This window comes from Paracoccus limosus (assembly GCF_009711185.1).
GTDB classification, from domain to species: domain Bacteria; phylum Pseudomonadota; class Alphaproteobacteria; order Rhodobacterales; family Rhodobacteraceae; genus Paracoccus; species Paracoccus limosus.
Map to the genome: position 1 here is coordinate 23,662 of NZ_WMIF01000001.1, position 16,958 is coordinate 40,619.

18 protein-coding genes are annotated in these 16,958 nt (G+C 67.7%); 11 read left to right on the plus strand and 7 right to left on the minus strand.

What is annotated here, in order from left to right:
* Positions 1-40: 40 nt before the first annotated feature.
* Positions 41-613, minus strand: coding sequence for an acyl-CoA thioesterase (locus GL279_RS00130; RefSeq protein WP_155062575.1), 573 nt, complete (start codon positions 611-613; stop codon positions 41-43).
* Positions 614-746: 133 nt separating this feature from the next.
* Here GL279_RS00130 and GL279_RS00135 point away from each other — a divergent pair, with 133 nt between their 5' ends.
* Together GL279_RS00135 and recQ are read left to right on the plus strand one after the other, a co-directional pair.
* Positions 747-1,040, plus strand: a complete 294-nt coding sequence (locus GL279_RS00135) for a YggT family protein (RefSeq protein WP_155062576.1) — start codon at positions 747-749, stop codon at positions 1,038-1,040.
* A 3-nt stretch (positions 1,041-1,043) separates the two neighbouring features.
* Positions 1,044-3,068, plus strand: a complete 2,025-nt coding sequence (gene recQ, locus GL279_RS00140; RefSeq protein WP_155062577.1) for a DNA helicase RecQ — start codon at positions 1,044-1,046, stop codon at positions 3,066-3,068.
* On the opposite strand, the gene GL279_RS00145 is transcribed toward recQ, so the two are convergent.
* Positions 3,065-3,415 carry a winged helix-turn-helix transcriptional regulator gene (locus GL279_RS00145; protein WP_155062578.1) on the minus strand — a complete coding sequence of 117 codons (351 nt, stop codon included), beginning with the start codon at positions 3,413-3,415 and terminating at the stop codon, positions 3,065-3,067. The genes recQ and GL279_RS00145 overlap by 4 nt on opposite strands.
* A gap of 132 nt (positions 3,416-3,547) precedes the next feature.
* Between GL279_RS00145 and GL279_RS00150 the strand changes: the two genes are divergently transcribed.
* A complete protein-coding gene (locus tag GL279_RS00150) occupies positions 3,548-4,552 on the plus strand; it encodes a zinc-dependent alcohol dehydrogenase family protein (RefSeq protein WP_155062579.1) in 1,005 nt (334 codons plus the stop codon).
* A gap of 54 nt (positions 4,553-4,606) precedes the next feature.
* Here GL279_RS00150 and GL279_RS00155 read toward each other — a convergent pair whose 3' ends face one another.
* Positions 4,607-5,530 (minus strand): LysR family transcriptional regulator, encoded by a 924-nt coding sequence (locus GL279_RS00155; RefSeq protein ID WP_155062580.1) that lies wholly within the window; start codon positions 5,528-5,530, stop codon positions 4,607-4,609.
* Positions 5,531-5,720: 190 nt separating this feature from the next.
* On the opposite strand from GL279_RS00155, the gene GL279_RS00160 reads away from it, so the two are divergent.
* Complete coding sequence (locus tag GL279_RS00160; RefSeq protein ID WP_155062581.1) at positions 5,721-6,554, plus strand: shikimate dehydrogenase family protein; 834 nt, start codon at positions 5,721-5,723, stop codon at positions 6,552-6,554.
* Positions 6,555-6,602: 48 nt separating this feature from the next.
* Here the strand turns inward: GL279_RS00160 and GL279_RS19525 are convergent, their stop codons facing one another.
* Positions 6,603-6,725, minus strand: coding sequence for a hypothetical protein (locus tag GL279_RS19525; protein ID WP_281348932.1), 123 nt, complete (start codon positions 6,723-6,725; stop codon positions 6,603-6,605).
* 68 nt (positions 6,726-6,793) lie between these two features.
* Positions 6,794-7,162, minus strand: coding sequence for a hypothetical protein (locus GL279_RS00165; RefSeq protein WP_155062582.1), 369 nt, complete (start codon positions 7,160-7,162; stop codon positions 6,794-6,796).
* A gap of 114 nt (positions 7,163-7,276) precedes the next feature.
* Between GL279_RS00165 and GL279_RS00170 the strand changes: the two genes are divergently transcribed.
* Together GL279_RS00170 and zapE are read left to right on the plus strand one after the other, a co-directional pair.
* Positions 7,277-8,584, plus strand: a complete 1,308-nt coding sequence (locus GL279_RS00170; RefSeq protein ID WP_246175052.1) for an MFS transporter — start codon at positions 7,277-7,279, stop codon at positions 8,582-8,584.
* A 70-nt stretch (positions 8,585-8,654) separates the two neighbouring features.
* Positions 8,655-9,770, plus strand: a complete 1,116-nt coding sequence (zapE, locus tag GL279_RS00175; protein ID WP_155062584.1) for a cell division protein ZapE — start codon at positions 8,655-8,657, stop codon at positions 9,768-9,770.
* 35 nt (positions 9,771-9,805) lie between these two features.
* Here the strand turns inward: zapE and GL279_RS00180 are convergent, their stop codons facing one another.
* The gene (locus tag GL279_RS00180) at positions 9,806-11,074 is read right to left on the minus strand and encodes a bifunctional folylpolyglutamate synthase/dihydrofolate synthase (RefSeq protein ID WP_155062585.1); all 1,269 of its coding nucleotides are present in this window, start codon (positions 11,072-11,074) and stop codon (positions 9,806-9,808) included.
* A 20-nt stretch (positions 11,075-11,094) separates the two neighbouring features.
* Positions 11,095-12,024, minus strand: coding sequence for an acetyl-CoA carboxylase, carboxyltransferase subunit beta (accD, locus tag GL279_RS00185; protein ID WP_155062586.1), 930 nt, complete (start codon positions 12,022-12,024; stop codon positions 11,095-11,097).
* Between the two features lie 90 nt (positions 12,025-12,114).
* Here accD and cls point away from each other — a divergent pair, with 90 nt between their 5' ends.
* The 5 genes from cls to GL279_RS00210 all read left to right on the plus strand — a co-directional run bounded on the left by cls (position 12,115) and on the right by GL279_RS00210 (position 16,952).
* Positions 12,115-13,542, plus strand: coding sequence for a cardiolipin synthase (gene cls, locus GL279_RS00190; protein ID WP_155062587.1), 1,428 nt, complete (start codon positions 12,115-12,117; stop codon positions 13,540-13,542).
* Positions 13,543-13,575: 33 nt separating this feature from the next.
* Entirely contained in the window at positions 13,576-13,902 is a 327-nt protein-coding gene (locus GL279_RS00195; RefSeq protein WP_155062588.1) for a 4a-hydroxytetrahydrobiopterin dehydratase, read from the plus strand.
* A 124-nt stretch (positions 13,903-14,026) separates the two neighbouring features.
* Positions 14,027-15,760: a dihydroxy-acid dehydratase gene (gene ilvD / locus GL279_RS00200; protein ID WP_155062589.1), complete on the plus strand. Its 1,734-nt coding sequence runs from the start codon at positions 14,027-14,029 to the stop codon at positions 15,758-15,760.
* A gap of 15 nt (positions 15,761-15,775) precedes the next feature.
* The gene (locus tag GL279_RS00205) at positions 15,776-16,561 is read left to right on the plus strand and encodes a DUF6478 family protein (RefSeq protein ID WP_155062590.1); all 786 of its coding nucleotides are present in this window, start codon (positions 15,776-15,778) and stop codon (positions 16,559-16,561) included.
* Between the two features lie 10 nt (positions 16,562-16,571).
* Positions 16,572-16,952: a hypothetical protein gene (locus GL279_RS00210; RefSeq protein WP_155062591.1), complete on the plus strand. Its 381-nt coding sequence runs from the start codon at positions 16,572-16,574 to the stop codon at positions 16,950-16,952.
* The last annotated feature ends 6 nt before the right edge of the window (positions 16,953-16,958 follow it).

A 16,958-nucleotide genomic window follows, 5' to 3' on the forward strand; every position in this document is an offset into this window, starting at 1 on the left:
CCGCGAGCCTAGTGCGCCGCCGGGGCCAAGGAAAGCCGCCTCAGCCCGGCAGATCGCCGCGCGCCACACCGGCGGGCAGTTCGGGCAACACCGGCGGCCACGGACGCTGGGCGTCGGCCGCGATCCAGGCCACAACCCAGCCGGGCAGGGGCGGGCTGTCCGGCGCGGCACCCACCGCCGCCATCAGCTCGGCCGGCGGCACGATGCCCTGCGGCCCGGTGATTGCTCCGCGCAGCAGCATGTGGTTGCAGCATTCGCCAGCGCGCCAGATGCTTTGCTCCATGTAAAGAAACCGCGCGTCCCAGCCCAATGTGCGCGACACCATGGTAAAGCGGTCAAAGGCGCGGATGCGGCGGCGATAGCGCACCGAGTTGCCGGCCACCGTGATGCCCCAGCCGCGTGTGCGCAGCGTCGGCAGAATGCCGGTGCGCATCGCCATCGGCACCCGGCCCAGATCGTAAAGCGTCAGGGTGCGGCCGTTGTTCAGCTCGATCCACGGGTCCAGATCCCAGGGCCAGCAGCGGTGGGTCGAGACATGCGCCTCCAGCATGCCAATGCGGGGCTGGCGGCGGTATTTCAGCATTTCCTTGGCAAAGCGCAGGATCGGATACATCACGGGCCCCTTTTGCCGGCGGGCTAGCCAAGGCGCGCGCGCGGGTCAATCGCGACGCTGCGGCCGGACTGCGGCGCCTTGCGAAACGGCGTCTGCTGCCTTACCTGTCGCCAGACTTGCGGATGAGGATGCGATGGTCACGCTTTACCAAGCCTTGATGCTGATACTGGATGTGGTCTGGTTCGTGATGATCGCCCATATCATCATGTCCTGGCTGATCAATTTTCAGGTGCTGAACCTGCGCCAGCCCTTGGTCTGGCAGTTGTGGAACGGTCTTTCGCGCCTGCTTGAACCGCTTTACGCCCCGATCCGCTCGATCCTGCCCAATACCGGCGGGCTGGATCTGGCGCCTCTGGTGGTCTTTATCATCATCATCATCGCGCAGCGTGCGCTGGCGAACAACGCTCCCTTCTTCTACGGTTACTGATCCATGTCGGCCGCGCCCCTGCTGCGGCAGGTCTTTGGCTTTGACGGGTTCCGGCCCGGTCAGGAAGAGATCGTCAACGCGGTGGCCGAAGGGCGCGACGTGCTGGCGATCATGCCGACGGGCGGGGGCAAGTCGCTGTGCTATCAGCTGCCGGCGTTGATGCGTGACGGGCTGACGGTGGTGATCTCGCCGCTGATCGCCCTGATGCGCGATCAGGTGCGGGCGCTGACCGAGGCGGGGGTGGCCGCCGCCGCGCTGACCTCCGGCAATACCGACGAAGAGAATACCGAGGTGCTGCGGGCGCTGGCCGCGCGCGAGTTGCGGCTGTTGTATATCGCGCCGGAACGGCTGGCCTCGGGGGCGACGGTGCCGATGCTGAAACGCGCCGGCGTTCAGGCCATCGCCGTCGATGAGGCGCATTGCGTCAGCCAATGGGGCCATGATTTCCGCCCCGATTACCTGCGGGTGGGGGAACTGCGCCGGGCGCTTGACGTGCCTCTGGCCGCCTTTACCGCCACCGCCGATGCCGAGACCCGCGACGAGATCGTGCGCCGTCTGTTCGAGCCGGGCGCGCCGCAGGTGTTCCTGCGCGGCTTTGACCGGCCGAACATCCATCTGGCCTTTCAGCCCAAGGACGGGCCGCGCCGACAGATCCTTGACTTTGCCTCGGCGCGGCGCGGCCAGTCGGGCATCGTCTATTGCGGCACCCGCGCCAAGACCGAGGCGCTGGCCAAGGCCCTGAACGAGGCCGGCCTTGCCGCCGTCGCCTATCACGGCGGCATGGAGGCCGGCGAGCGTCGCGCCGTCGAGATCCGCTTTCAGCGCGAGGACGGGCTGATCGTCACCGCCACCGTCGCCTTTGGCATGGGCATCGACAAGCCCGATATCCGCTGGGTCGCCCATGCCGATCTGCCGAAATCCATCGAGTCATATTATCAGGAAATCGGCCGTGGTGGCCGCGACGGTGCGCCGGCCGAGACGCTGACCCTTTATGGCCCCGAGGACATCCGCCTGCGCCGGGGCCAGATCGACGAAGGGCTGGCCCCGCCGGAACGCAAAGCCGCCGATCACATGCGGCTGAACGCGCTGCTGGGGCTGGCGGAATCGCCCGGCTGCCGCCGCGTCGCCCTGCTGGGTTATTTCGGCGAGACGGCCACCCCCTGCGGCAATTGCGACATCTGCGACGACCCGCCCCAGACCTTCGACGGCACCGAGGCGGCGCAAAAGGTGCTGTCTGCGGTGCTGCGCACCGGCGAAAGCTATGGCGCCGGCCATATCATCGACGTGCTCTTCGGCACCGAGACCGACCGCATCCGGGCGCGCGGCCATGACCGGCTGCCGACTTTTGGTGTCGGCCGTGACATTCCGCGCCCCGAGTGGCAGGCGATCATCCGCCAGATGCTGGGCCGCGACCTGATCCGCCCCGATTCCGAACGGCACGGGGGCTTGGCGATCACCGCCACCGCCCATGCTGTCTTGCGCGGCGAAACCCGCGTCACCCTGCGCCGTGACCTGATCAAGCGCGCCCGCCCCGCAGTCGTCGTGCGCACCCAGGTCGATGATGAGGATGCGCCGCTGCTCTCGGCGCTCAAGGCGCAGCGCCGGGCCTTGGCCGAGGCGCAGCGCGTGCCGGCCTATGTCATTTTTCCCGACCGCACCCTGATCGAAATGGCGCAATCGCGGCCGCAAACGCTGGATGAGATGGCGCGGGTGAACGGCGTCGGCGCAAAGAAACTGGAAAGCTATGGCGAGGCCTTTCTGCGCGTCATCGCAGGCGAGGTGGCGCCGATGCACCCTTCGCGCAAGGCGTTGGCGGGCCGGGCCTCGGGCGAATTGTTCGACCGGCTGGCCGAGGCGCAGCAGCGGCTGGCGCGCGGCGAGGATGGCACCGAAAAGCCGCTGTCGGTCGGCAATCCGGTGCTGCGCCGCATCGCCGAGGACCGTCCGCGTGATCTGGCCCGCTATCTGGACCCGGCGCGGCTGGACCGCTTTGGCGCCGCCTTCCGGGCCGAGATCGAGGCCGATTAGGCCGCCGGTGCCTGCGGGGCCGCCGCCGCGCCCTCGGCATAGGCCTGCCCCCAGTCGCGCAGCGCCACCAGCACCGGCTGCAGTGACCGGCCCAGCGGCGTCAGCTCATATTCCACCCGTGGCGGCACCTCGGGATAGACGGTGCGGGTGACGATCCCCGCCGCCTCAAGTTCTCGCAGTTGCAGCGTCAGCATCCGCTGCGTGACCGAGGGGATGGCCCGGCCCAGCTCGCTGAACCGCATCCGGCCGCGCAGCAGGTGAAACAGGATGATCGGCTTCCACGTGCCGCCCATCACCGACAGCGTGACCTCGACGGCGCAACCGCTCTTGCCGTTCAGTTTGCGCATCTGGACCTCTCAATGGTTACATTCTTGTGGGTATCGGCAAAACATGTGCGTTCTTGTGATATCCGCGTCGCGCGCCTTAGTGAAGGGGCAGGGCCGGCGCGGATGCCGGCCGCAGCAATCGGAGCCGAGACCATGAAAGCGATCCAACATGTCGCCCCCGGCGGGGTCGAGAACCTGCGCCTTGTCGATCTGCCGGCACCTGCCGCGCCGGCAGCGGGCGAGATCACCGTGCGTCTGCACGCCAGCTCGCTGAATTATCACGACCTGCTGGTGGTCTCGGGGCCGCGGGCCGAGGGCGCGCTGATCCCGATGTCGGACGGCGCCGGCGTGGTGACGGCGGTGGGCGCGGGCGTCACCGAATTCGCCGAGGGCGATGCAGTGGTGTCGTGCTTTTTCCCGAAATGGCAGGCGGGCCGGCAGGTGCCGACCGATTTCCTGACCGTGCCCGGCGATGGCGTGGACGGCTTCGCGCGCGAGGCGGTGACGCTGCCCGCCACCGCCTTTACCCATGCGCCGCGCGGCTACAGCCATGCCGAGGCCGCGACGCTGACCACGGCCGGGCTGACCGCATGGCGCGCGCTGGTGGTCGATGGCGGGATCAAGGCCGGGGACACGGTTCTGGTGCTGGGCAGCGGTGGCGTTTCGGTGCTGGCCTTGCAGATGGCGCGCGCGATGGGGGCGCGGGTGATCGCCACCAGCTCCAGCGCCGAAAAAGCCGAGCGGCTGCGTGCGCTGGGGGCCGATCTGGTGATCGACTACAAGGCGACGCCGGATTGGGGCGACGCGGTGCTGGCCGCGACCGGCGGGCAAGGCGCCGATATCGTGGTCGAGGTCGGCGGCCCCGGCACGCTGGCGCAATCCATCCGCGCGGTGGCGCCGGGCGGGCATATCGCGCTGATCGGCGTGCTGACCGGCTTTGCCGGCGAGGTGCCGACCGTCGCGCTGATGTCGAAACAGGCCAGCCTCAAGGGGCTGATCGTGGGCAGCCGCGAACAGCAGCAGGATATGGTGCGGGCGCTGTCGGGCTTTGACTGGCGCCCGGTGGTGGATCGCAGCTATCCGCTGGAGGGCATCGCCGAGGCCTTTGCATGGCAACGCGCGGGCAGCCATTTCGGCAAGATCTGCCTTGAATGGTAGGGGCTGCGCGGGCGGCCGGACGTGCCGCCCGATCCCTGCCGGCGGCGGGCGGCCTTAAACCGGGTCGTCCCAGCCGTCGCGGGCGACGGCGGCGGCCATTTCGCGGCGGAACCGCTCGATCGTCAGCTCGGCATAGCTCGACAGCGGCCGACCCTTGCGCGTCACCGCCCAGGCCGTGATCCCGCCCTGCTCCAGCAGCGGGCGGCGGACGATGCCGGGCATATAGACCTCGGCCACCGAAAACTCGTCGATCAGCGATACCCCCAGCCCGTGTCGGACCAGACTGACCAGCGTTTGCGCGAACCGGCCGCGAATGGCGTAATGCGGCGTGATCCCGGCCTCGAAAAACGGCTGGGCGATGATCGCGCCATAGGGATCATCGGGGGCGATGCCGATGAAATCCTCTTCGGCCAGATCGTGGACCGAGATCGCCTCGCGGTTGGCCAGCCGATGGCCTTCGGGCACGATCACCACCAGCCGGCCCGTCGCCAGCGGCTCGCTGCTGAGGGCGGGGTTGGTGACGGGCGAGCTCATCACCACGAATTCGCCGCGATCCAGCAGCAGGTAATCCGCCGTTTCCTCGATCTTGAGGATGTTGAGGTCGATGAACAGATCGGGAAAGCGCGCCCGCACGCCGCGAATGGCCCGCGCGGCGATGAATTGCGCGATCGAGGGCGCCGAGGCAAAGCTTAGCGTCACATCGCGGCCCTTGCGCAGCGCCTGCACGGCGCCATTCAGGTTGGACATGTCGCGATGCACCTGATGGATCATTTCAAAGATCGAGGCCGCCTCGGGTGCCGGCACGAACAGCCCGCCCTTGCGGTCGAACAGCCGGATGCCCAGCGATTCCTCGGAATATTTCACCAGCCGCGACACGCCGGGGGCCGAGACGTTCAACAGCTCTGCCGCGCCCTGAATGGTGCCGGCCATCATCACGGCGCGGATGATTTCAACCTGACGGATGGTCAGCTGACTCATGATTCGTATCCTCCGGCCTCTTGCTTAACATCATGTTACGTAATTCCCGCTCTGGATATTTGACCTTCCGGCCAACACCTGCGATCTCTCGGTCATGGTGCGGTCGGGGGGAGGCGCGGGCCATGCCGGATCCTTGGGTCCGGGGACTGTTTCGGCCCGGACCGCGTGTTCCTTTCAGCGAGGCAGGACAATGATCCGCGGAAGCACGAAACTGATCGCCCATCTGGGTTACCCGACGACGACCTTCAAGGCGCCGATGATCTATAACCCCTGGTTCGCATTTCGCGGCATCGACGCCATCGTCGTGCCCATGGGCGTCAAGCCCGAGGACTACCCGGAGTTCTTCAAGCTTTTGTTCCGCTTGTCGAATATCCATGGCGCGCTGGTGACCATGCCCCACAAGATCGTCACCACCCAATTGGCCGACCGCGTGTCGGTCACCGCGCAGATCGCGGGCTCGGCCAATGCGCTGCGGCTGGGCGCCGACGGGCTGGTCGAGGCCGACATGTTCGACGGTGAGGGCTTTACCGGCGGCCTGCTGGGCAAGGGGCAGCAGATCGCGGGCAAGTCGGTACTGGTGGTCGGCTGCGGTGGTGTCGGCTCGGCGATTGCCGCCTCGCTGGCCAAGGCCGGTGCGGCGCGGCTGGCGCTGTTCGATCCCAATGACGCCAATGCGCAGGCGCTGGCCGGGCGGCTGACGGCGGCCTATCCGCAGCTGGTGGTGCAGACCGGCTCGAACGATCCGGCCGGGTTCGACATCGTGGTGAATGCCTCGCCCCTGGGGATGAATGCCGGCGATCCGCTGCCGATGGATGTGGAGCGCATCGACCCCTCGACCTTCGTTGGCGAGGTGGTGATGAAGGCCGAGATGACGCCTTTCCTGGCCGCTGCCGCCGCCAAGGGCTGCCGCTATCAGGTCGGCACCGACATGCTGTTCGAACAGATCCCGGCCTATCTGGAGTTCTTTGGTTTTGGCCGGCCGCCGGTGCAGGAACTGCGCGACCACGCCGCGATCAGCTACTGACCGTCTTTGGGCCGGCGCGATCCTGTCGCGCCGGCCCGGCCTGCATTGCTAGCGCAGCAGCCATTCCAGCCCATAGGCGATGGCGGCAAAGCCGCCGCCCATCAGGCACCAGTTGCGCAGCACCGCCAGCCCGGACAGGCGCTGGCGCGGGGTCTCGTCGAATTCGCTCATCTGTTTTTCCTTGTCATTCCGGCGTCATGCGTCGCCATCCGCTGGTTCTGCGGCGGGACGCGTTTCGGTCAGAGGACAGGGGCGGGCGGTGCGCGCGCCCGGAACCGGATCGGAAACTGTCGCGCCGGAGTGGCGGTCAGTGCCTTGGCCTGCACCCATGTCCAGCGCTCGGGCCGCCGGGGTGTGGGCCCCTGCGGCGGCAGCACCGCCAGCGGCTGCGGCGCAAGCCCGGGCTGCCGCGCGGTTTCGCGGTGATGCAGCCCGGCGGCACCGCCCGGCGCGGCGGTCAGCCATGCGCGGCTCATGCCGCCGGCCGGGGTGATTTCGGGGGCGGCCTGGGCCACGAACAGGCCCAGCGACAGCGCCATCAGCACCCCCAGCAGCAGCCGGAGCACGCCCTGTGGCGCGGCGTCGGTTCTGAGGCGCGATGCGGTCATGGCGGCATAATTCCCGCCTTGCGCGCCCCGGGCAAGGGGCGGGGCTGGATTTTCCCGCCGGCCTGTGGGCAGATGACGGCAAGATGTCAGGCTGCTTTGGGGGATTTCGTGGCAATGACCATTGACGAAGCCTTGGCGCAGGGGGGCGCGGGCCATTTCCAGAAGCGGCTTTTGGCGATCTTTGGGTTGGTCTGGGCCGCCGATGCGATGCAGGTCATCGCCATCGGCTTTACCGCCGCCTCGATCGCCGGCAGTTTCGGCCTGACCGTGCCGCAGGCCTTGCAGACCGGCACGCTGTTCTTTCTGGGCATGTTCGTCGGCGCGACGCTGTTTGGCCGCATCGCCGACCGGATCGGGCGGCGCAATGTGCTGCTGCTGACGGTAAGCTGCGATGCGGTCTTTGGCCTCGCCTCGGCCTTTGCGCCGGGCTTTGGCGCGCTGCTGGCGCTGCGCTTTCTGACCGGTATGGCGGTCGGCGGCACCTTGCCCGTCGATTACGCGATGATGGCCGAGTTCCTGCCGCCGCGCAATCGCGGCCGCTGGCTGGTCTGGCTTGAGGGATTCTGGGCGCTGGGGACGGTCATCATCGCGCTGATCGCATGGGGTGCGCATCTGGCCGGCACGGCCGAGCCGTGGCGCTGGATCTTTGCCGTGGCGGCGCTGCCGGCGGTCATTGGCATCGGGCTGCGGCTGTGGGTGCCGGAATCGCCGATGTATCTGTTGCGTCGGGGCGATGAGCCGGGGGCGCGCCGCGTCGTGGACCGGGTGCTGGTGGCCAACGGCTGCCGCTCGCTGGCGCCCGATGTGCGGCTGGCCGCGCCCGTGCAAGAGGGGGCGGGGCAGGGGTTGTTTGGCCCCGGCCTGCGTGAGCGCTCGGTTGCCATCTTTGCCACATGGTTTCTGGTGTCGCTATCCTATTACGGCGTCTTTGTCTGGCTGCCGGCGGAGCTGGCCAAGGGTGGTTTCGGCTTTGTGCGCGGCTATGGCTTTCTGGTTCTTCTGGCCCTGGCGCAGGTGCCGGGCTATGCGCTGGCCGCGCATGGGGTCGAGGCATGGGGCCGCAAGCTGACCCTGCAGATATTCCTGCTGCTCAGTGCGGCGGGCTGCGCCCTGTTCACTGTGGCCGCCAGCCCCTGGCTGATCGCCGCCGCACTGCTGCTGATGAGCTTTGCGCTTCTGGGCACATGGGGCGCGCTTTACGCCTTTACGCCCGAGCTTTACCCGACCGGCCTGCGCGGCACCGGCATGGGCACCGCCAGCGCGGTCGCGCGGCTGGGCGGCCTGCTGGCGCCTTCGCTGCTGGGGGTGGTGGTGGCGCGGGGCTTTGGCATTGCCATCGGCGTCTTTGCCGCGCTGCTGCTGCTTGCGGCGCTGGCAACGCTGGCGATCCGGGTCGAAACCCGCAATCAGGCCATCGGCTAGGCGGCATCAGCGCCGCGCAAACTGCGCGCGCCGCCTTGCAGGGGCGGCGTATCTGTGGCTAACCCGCGCCATGACCAAGCTTACCGAACTTTATGAAGCCCGTGTCCGCGCGGGCCGGCTGGAACCCGATCCGGCGCAGCGCGCCGTGCTGCCGGCGATGGACCGGCTGCTGCGCGATCTGGCGCATCAACCGCCCGCACCCGCGCCGGTCAAGTCCGGCTGGCTGGGCAAGCTGATGGGCGGGGGCGCGGCAGCGGCGCCTGCGCCCGCAGTCAAGGGGCTTTACCTTTGGGGCGGGGTCGGGCGCGGCAAATCGATGCTGATGGACCTGATCCTTGAGGCCGCGCCGCTGACGCAAAAGCGCCGGGTGCATTTCCACGAGTTCATGCAGGAAATTCAGACCGCGCTGGAGGGCGTGCGCAAAAGCGGCCAGCAGGACGCGGTGCGCCCGGTGGCGCTGGCCGTGGCCCAGCAGGTGCGGCTGCTGTGTTTCGACGAAATGCAGATCACCGACATCGCCGATGCCATGATCGTGGGCCGGCTGTTCCAGATCCTGTTCGAGCAGGGCGTGACCGTGGTCACCACCTCGAACCGGGTGCCCGAGGACCTTTACAAGAACGGGCTGAACCGGCAGCTGTTCCTGCCCTTCATCGCGCTGCTCCGCGAGCGGATGGATGTGGTGGAGCTGGCCAGCCAGACCGATCACCGTCAGGACCGGACCGAAGGCGGGCAGGTCTGGTTCTCGCCCGCCGATGCCTTGGCGCGCGAACAGATGGACCGGCTGTGGCAGGATGAAACCGCCGGGCAGACCCCGGTGCCGCTGGTCATGGAGATCAAGGGCCGCAAGGTCGAGCTGCCGCAGCATGTCGGCCGCGCGGCGCGGGCCAGTTTCTGGGATCTGTGCGGCAAGCCCTTGGGTCCGGCTGATTATCTGGCGCTGGCGCAGGCGGTCGATGTGCTGTTTCTGGACGGCGTGCCGCGGCTGACGCAATCGAACTACAATGAGGCCAAACGCTTCGTCACCCTGATCGACGCGCTTTACGAGGCACATGTGCGGCTGATCGCCAGCGGCGCCGACGACCCGGAACGGCTTTATGCCGAGGGCGAGGGCGCCTTTGAGTTCGAGCGCACCGCAAGCCGGCTGCGCGAGATGCGCGATGCCGGCTGGGGCAAGCCCGCCACCTGAGCGGCGCCTTGCCCGCGCCGGGCTGCGGCGCGGCCCTAGCCGTTTTCGCGCAGCACCTGCCCGGCCAGATAGAGCGAGCCGCAGATCAGGACGCGCGCACCGGGATGGGCGCTCGCAATGGCCCGCATCGCCTGCAGCGCATCGGGGGCAACACTGGCCGCGATCCCGACGCTGACGGCGGCGGCTGCGGTTTCTTCTGCGGGCAGGGTGTTCGGCTCACCGGGGATCGCCACGGCGGTCAGGCTTTCGGCGATGCCGGCCAGCGGGCGCATGTAGCCCGCCACGTCCTTGGTGTTCAGCATGCCGCAGACCAGATGCGTCGGCCGCGCGGGCATTGCGGCCAGCGTCGCCGCGACCGCCTCGCCCCCGGCGGGGTTGTGCCCGCCGTCCAGCCACAGCTCGCACGCCCCCGCCGCCTCGACCAGAGGGCCGCGTTGCAGGCGCTGCATCCGCGCCGGCCATTCCGCGCGGGTGACGGCGGCGATGGCCTCGGCCTCGCCAAAACCCAGCTCGCGCAGGGCGGCGATGGCAGTGCCGGCGTTCTGGAACTGATGCGGCCCCGGCAGCACCGGCGGCGGCAGGTCCATCAGCCCGCGCTGGTCGAAATAGACCAGACGGCCATGTTCGGCATAGGCGTCCCAATCTTGCCGCGCGACATGCAGGGGGGCTGCCAGCGCCTCGGCGCGGTCCTCGATCACCGCGCGTGCCTCGGGGGGCTGCGGGGCGACGATGACGGGCACGCCGCGCTTGATGATGCCGGCCTTTTCGCCGGCGATCTCGGGCAGGGTCTCGCCCAGATATTGCGTGTGGTCGATGCTGATCGGGGTGATGACGCTCAGGCGCGGCTGATCGACGACATTGGTGGCGTCCAGCCGCCCGCCCAGCCCCACTTCCAGCAGGGTGTAATCCGCCGGCACCCGCGAAAAGGCCAGAAAGGCCGCCGCCGTGGTGATCTCGAAGAAGGTGATCGGCTGGCCGCCATTGGCCGCCTCGCATTCCTCCAGCGCGGCGGCCAGGGCGGATTCCGAGATCAGTTCGCCCGCCAGCCGGATACGCTCATGGAACTGCGCCAGATGCGGCGAGGTATAGGCATGGACGCGCTTGCCCGCTGCCTCCAGCCCTGCGCGGATCATCGCCTGGGTCGAGCCCTTGCCATTGGTGCCGGCGATGTGGATCACCGGGGGAATGACGCGCTCGGGGTGGCCAAGCGCGGCAAGGATGCGGTGCATGCGGTCCAGCGACAGGTCGATGACCTTCGGGTGCAGCGACATGAGCCGCGAAAGGATGGCGTCCGAGGTGGTCATGGGGCTGGTCCTGTGGCCGGTCAGGCGGTGGTCTGTGGGGCGGCTTCGGGCAGGGCGGGCGCGATGCTGCCCGGCGCGGGCAGATCGGCGGCCACCGGCGCGGGCTGGCGCATCGCCATGCGCAGGATCGAGATCAGCTCTTCGCGCAGCTTCTTGCGATGCGTCACCCGGTCCAGCATGCCGTGATCCAGCAGGTATTCGGCACGCTGAAAGCCTTCGGGCAGCTTCTCGCGGATGGTCTGTTCGATGACGCGCGGCCCGGCAAAGCAGATCAGCGCATTCGGCTCGGCGATCTGGATGTCGCCCAGCATGGCGTAGCTTGCAGTGACGCCGCCGGTCGTCGGATGGGTCAGCACGACGATATAGGGCAGGCGCGCCTCTTTCAGCATCTCGACCGCGACGGTGGTGCGCGGCATTTGCATCAGCGACAGGATGCCTTCCTGCATCCGCGCGCCGCCGGCCGCGGAAAACAGCACCAGCGGGCGCTTCAGTTTCACGGCGCGTTCGGCGGCGGCGATGATGGCATTGCCGACATACATGCCCATCGAGCCGGCCATGAAGCTGAAGTCCTGCGCGGCGGCCACGATCGGGGTGCGGCCCATCTCGCCCTCGGCGACCAGCATCGCCTCTTTTTCGCCGGTGGATTTCTGCGCCGCCTTCATCCGCTCGGGATATTTCTTCTGGTCGCGGAATTGCAGCGGGTCGGCGATGGGTTCGGGAACCTTGACCTCATTGAAGACGCCGCCGTCGAACAGCGCCGCGAAACGCGCGCGCGGGCTGATCGCCAGATGGTGGTCGCAATGCGTGCAGACGTTCAGGTTGTCCGACAGTTCCCGGTGAAACAACATATTTCCGCATTCGGGACATTTGGTCCACAGGTTCTCGGGCACCTCGCGGCGCGAGAACAGCGAATTGATGCGCGGACGCACGTAGTTGGTGATCCAGTTCATCCCAAGAGCCCCTTGCGCTGCAGTCACGCCGTGACTTAGGCAAAGCGGGGCGGAATTGCAATTCCGCGCGGGCCGGGCTTTGATATCCTCATGTGGACCCAAGGCCTCGTGATCCTGCACTATGCCGTTGCCCTGGCCGTCTCGGTCAGGGTGCTGTTGCGGCCCCGGCTGGAGCCGACGGTGCGCCTGTCCTGGATCCTGGTGATCGAGCTGGTGCCGCTGATCGGCATCATCACCTATATCCTCTTTGGCGAGATCCGCATGCGCGGCGCCGAGGTCGAGACCATGGCCAACGTGCGTTCGCGCCTGTCGGGCCTGTGGAAACCCAGCCCCGAAACCGTGCGCACCCCCGGCGAGCCCGAGGCCCCGGTGATCGCGGCGAATCGCGCCACCACCGGCTTTTCCGCCGTGACCGGCAATTGCGCCACCCTGCTGCCCGAGGATGACAGCGCCATGGATGCGCTGGTCGCGGCCATCGACAGCGCGCAGCAGCATGTGCATCTGCTGTTCTACATCTGGCTCGACGACACCAGCGGCCGCAAGGTGGCCGAGGCGGCGATTCGCGCCGCCGGGCGCGGCGTCAAGGTGCGCGCCATCATCGACGCCTATGGCTCGCGAGCCTTCGGCCGTTCGGATTGCTGGCACCGGCTGCGCCAGTCGGGCGCGGAATGCGTCGAGGCGCTGCCCTTGGGCCTGCCGGTCATCGGCGGGCTGTTCCAGCGCATGGACCTGCGCAACCATCGCAAGATCGTGGTCATCGACCATGTGCTGGGTTTCACCGGCAGCCGCAACTGTTCGGACAAGGCATTCGCGGTCAAGCCGCGTTTCGCGCCATGGATCGACATCCTTCTGCGCATTGAAGGCCCGGTGGTGCGCCAGATGCAGGCGGTCTTTTTGCAGGACTGGATGAGCTATACCGGCGAGGATCTGGGCGACATTCTGGTGATGGCGCCGCCGGTCTGCGAGCCGGGCGAGATCGCGCAGGTGGTGGCGACCGGACCCGACGACCGGCAGGGCTCGGTGGCCGATTGCATGGCCACGATGGTCTATGCCGCGCGGCGCAAGCTGGTGATCACCACGCCCTATTACGTGCCCGATGCCGCGCTGGACGTGGCGATCCGTTCGGCGGCGCGGCGCGGCGTGGACGTGACCATGATCCTGCCCGAACGCAATGACTCGCTGGTCGTGCAGGCCTCGTCCGAGGGCTATTACTATGGGCTGGTCTCGGCGGGGGTAAAGCTCAAGCTGTTCCGCGGCGGGCTTTTGCATTCCAAGATCATCACCGCCGATGGCTGCATGGCGATGATCGGCAGCGCCAACATGGACCGGCGCAGCTTTGAGCTGAACTACGAGATGAACATGCTGTTCGTCGATCACGCGCTGACGCAGGCGCTGGACGCACGCCAACAGACCTATATCGACCGCGCCGAGCGCATCACGCTGGGCGAGATCCGGGGCTGGTCGCTGTGGCGCCGGCTGCGCAACAACCTTCTGGCGCTGGCGACGCCGATCCTGTGAGGGGCGTGGCCCCCATGTCCAAGGAGTCTTGCGATGAGCCTTGCCGATGAAACCATCCGCGACGGCGCGCCCGCGTTGGCGCCCGAAGATCTGGCCGCGCGGCTGGCCGAACTGCCCGGCTGGGCGCTGAGCGCCGATGGCCGGGCGATCCGGCGCGACTGGCAGTTCAAGAACTTCAGGCGCGCGGCGGAACTGGCCACGCTGGCGGCATGGCAGGCCGAGGCCGCCAACCACCATCCCGACATCGCCTTTGGCTGGGGGCAGGCCAGCGTCACCTATACCACCCATTCCGCCGGCGGCGTCACGCTGAACGACCTGATCATGGCGGCGCGGCTGGACCGGGCCACCGGCCAGCCCTGAGCCTGCCCGCAAGCCGGGTAAAAGGACAGCGAAGCTGCCGCTTTCCGGGTGGTTTTCGCGGGTTCGCCCCCTTGCTCCTTGCCCGGGCTGGGCATATCCAAGGCCGCAGCCAGAGGAACCCGCCATGAAAAACACGCGCTTCGACAAGTCGAAACTTCCCAGCCGTCATGTGACCGAAGGTCCGGCCCGCGCGCCGCATCGGTCCTATTTCTACGCGATGGGGATTTCCGAAGAAGAGATCCATTCCCCCTGGGTGGGCGTGGCGACCTGCTGGAACGAGGCCGCGCCCTGCAACATCGCGCTGGCCCGTCAGGCGCAGTCGGTGAAACAGGGCGTCAAGAAGGGCGGCGGCTGTCCGCGCGAATTCACCACCATCACCGTGACCGACGGCATCGCCATGGGCCACGAGGGCATGCGCAGCTCGCTCGCCTCGCGCGACTGGATCGCCGATACGGTCGAACTGACCATGCGCGGCCATTGCTACGATGCGCTGGTCGGTCTGGCCGGTTGCGACAAATCGCTGCCGGGCATGATGATGGCCATGGTGCGGCTGAACGTGCCGTCGGTGTTCATCTATGGTGGCTCGATCCTGCCGGGCAAGCTGAACGGCAAGGATGTCGTCGTGCAGGACGTGTTCGAGGCCGTGGGCCAGCACGCCGCCGGCAATATGTCGGATGCCGAGCTGGAGATCCTTGAACGTGTGGCCTGCCCCTCGGCGGGTGCCTGTGGCGGTCAGTATACCGCCAACACCATGGCCTGCGTCAGCGAGGCCATCGGCCTTGCGCTGATGAACAGCTCGGGCGCGCCGGCGCCCTACGAGTCGCGCGACCAGTATGGCCTGGCCTCGGGCGAGGCGGTCATGCAGCTGATCGAAAAGAACATCCGCGCCCGTGACGTGGTGACCCGCAAGGCGCTGGAAAACGCCGCCCGCGTGGTGGCCTGCACCGGCGGCTCGACCAATGCCGGCCTGCACCTGCCGGCCATCGCGCATGAGGCGGGCATCGACTTTGACCTGTTCGACGTCTGCGACATCTTCCGCGACACGCCCTATTTCGTGAACCTGCGTCCGGGCGGCGAATATGTCGCCAAGGATCTTTACGAGGCCGGCGGTGTCCCGGTCGTGATGCGCGAGCTGCGCCGCGCCGGTCTGATCCACGAGGATTGCATGACCGCCTCGGGCAAGACCATCGGTGAGGAAATCGATCTGGTCGAGCGCGAGATCGACGGCAAGGTGATCCATTCGGTCAGCACGCCGCTGTCGAAAACCGGCGGCGTGGTCGGGCTGAAGGGCAATCTCGCCCCCGATGGCGCCATCGTGAAGGTGGCGGGCATGGCCCCCGAGCAGCAGGTCTTTACCGGCCCGGCGCTGGTCTTTGAATGCGAGGAAGAGGCCTTCGACGCCGTCACCCATCGCCGCTACAACGAGGGCGACGTGTTCGTCATCCGCAACGAGGGCCCGGCAGGCGGTCCCGGCATGCGCGAAATGCTGGCGACCACGGCGGCGCTGTCGGGGCAGGGCATGGGCAAAAAGGTGGCGCTGATCACCGATGGCCGCTTCTCGGGCGCGACGCGCGGTTTCTGCGTGGGCCATGTCGGCCCCGAGGCGGCGCATGGCGGCCCCATCGCGCTGCTGAAAAACGGCGACATGATCACCATCGACGCGATCAAGGGCGAAATCTCGGTCGCGCTCAGCGATGACGAGCTGGCGCAGCGCAAGTCCGAATGGGCCGGCCCGCGTGCCACCGATTATGCGTCGGGCGCATTGTGGAAATATGCGCGGCTGGTCGGCAAGGCGCGCTATGGTGCCGTGACCCATCCGGGCGCCGAGGCCGAAACCCACGTCTACATGGACCAATAATCGAAAGGTTGCGGCATGGCGGTGCGCCCGCGCAAATGGCTTGACCGGAAAGCGCGCGAACGGGCGCAGGCGCAATGGGCCAGCATGGCCGAAAGTGTCGAGTTCATGGGGCCGGGGCGCATCCGCACCCTGACCGACGAGGCGCTGGCCCTGCGGGCCAGCCTCAACCGTTTTCTGATGCGCGGCGACCGCAAGGCCGCCGTGTCCCGCGCCGCGCTTGATGCGCTGCCCTTGCCCGGCGGCACCGACTGGCGCTGGCGTCCCGGCTTCATGGCCGGGCAGATCACCCCGCGCGGCATCTCGGCCCCCGAATCCGGCACCCGGCTGGGTGACCGCGCCGGCGTCTGGCACGATTGCCCCGAACGCGCGCTGATTCTGGAACAGGTGCAAAACCCGCGCGCCACCGACCTGTCGCCCTATGGCATGCGGCTGGAGGTCTTTGGCTTCAGCGGCTCGTTCCTGTCCATCTCGATCGACCTGCCGACCGAGGCGATGGAGGGGCTGACCCGCAGCCATATCCTGCGGCTGGAAACCACGCTGGTGCTGGAACGGCCGATGAATGTCTATGCCCGGCTGAACATCGGGCACGGTCCCAATGTCGATGAGCTGTTGCAGCTGTTGCGCGGCATGGAAAGCGGGCTGCAAAGCCAGCAGGTCGTCGAATTCGACCTTGCCTATACCGAGATGAATGAAAAGCGGCTGGAAAAGATCTGGCTGGACCTGATCTTCGAGGCGCCGCGCATGAGCGCGGTCGAGATGCGCGAATTGTTCCTGTCGCGCCATCTGCGGGCGGATTTCTGAAAGGGCTGTGATGGATCGCTTCGAATCACTGGGGCTGAAAAGCGGCATCTGGCAGGGCGTGTTGCATGGCGATGCGGCGCCGGGCCGGCTGCTGCTGGTGCATATGGGCGCGCGGGTCGGCGATGCCCGCGCCACCGCGCAGGACGATGGCAGCTGGCGCATCGCCGCTGCGATCCCGCCGCAGAAACTGTCGGATGGGGTGCAGACATTCCTGCTGCTTGAGGATCAGGGCGAAGGTGCCGAGCCGCCGCAGCCCGGTGCGCGCCATCTTTCCAGCCTTAGCATCGTCGCCGGCGAGCTTCTGGAAGAGGACATGCGCGCCGAGATGAACCTGATGCGCAGCGAGCTGGACCTGCTGAAGAAAGAACTGCGCCGGCTGGCGGCGGACTGACGCGCG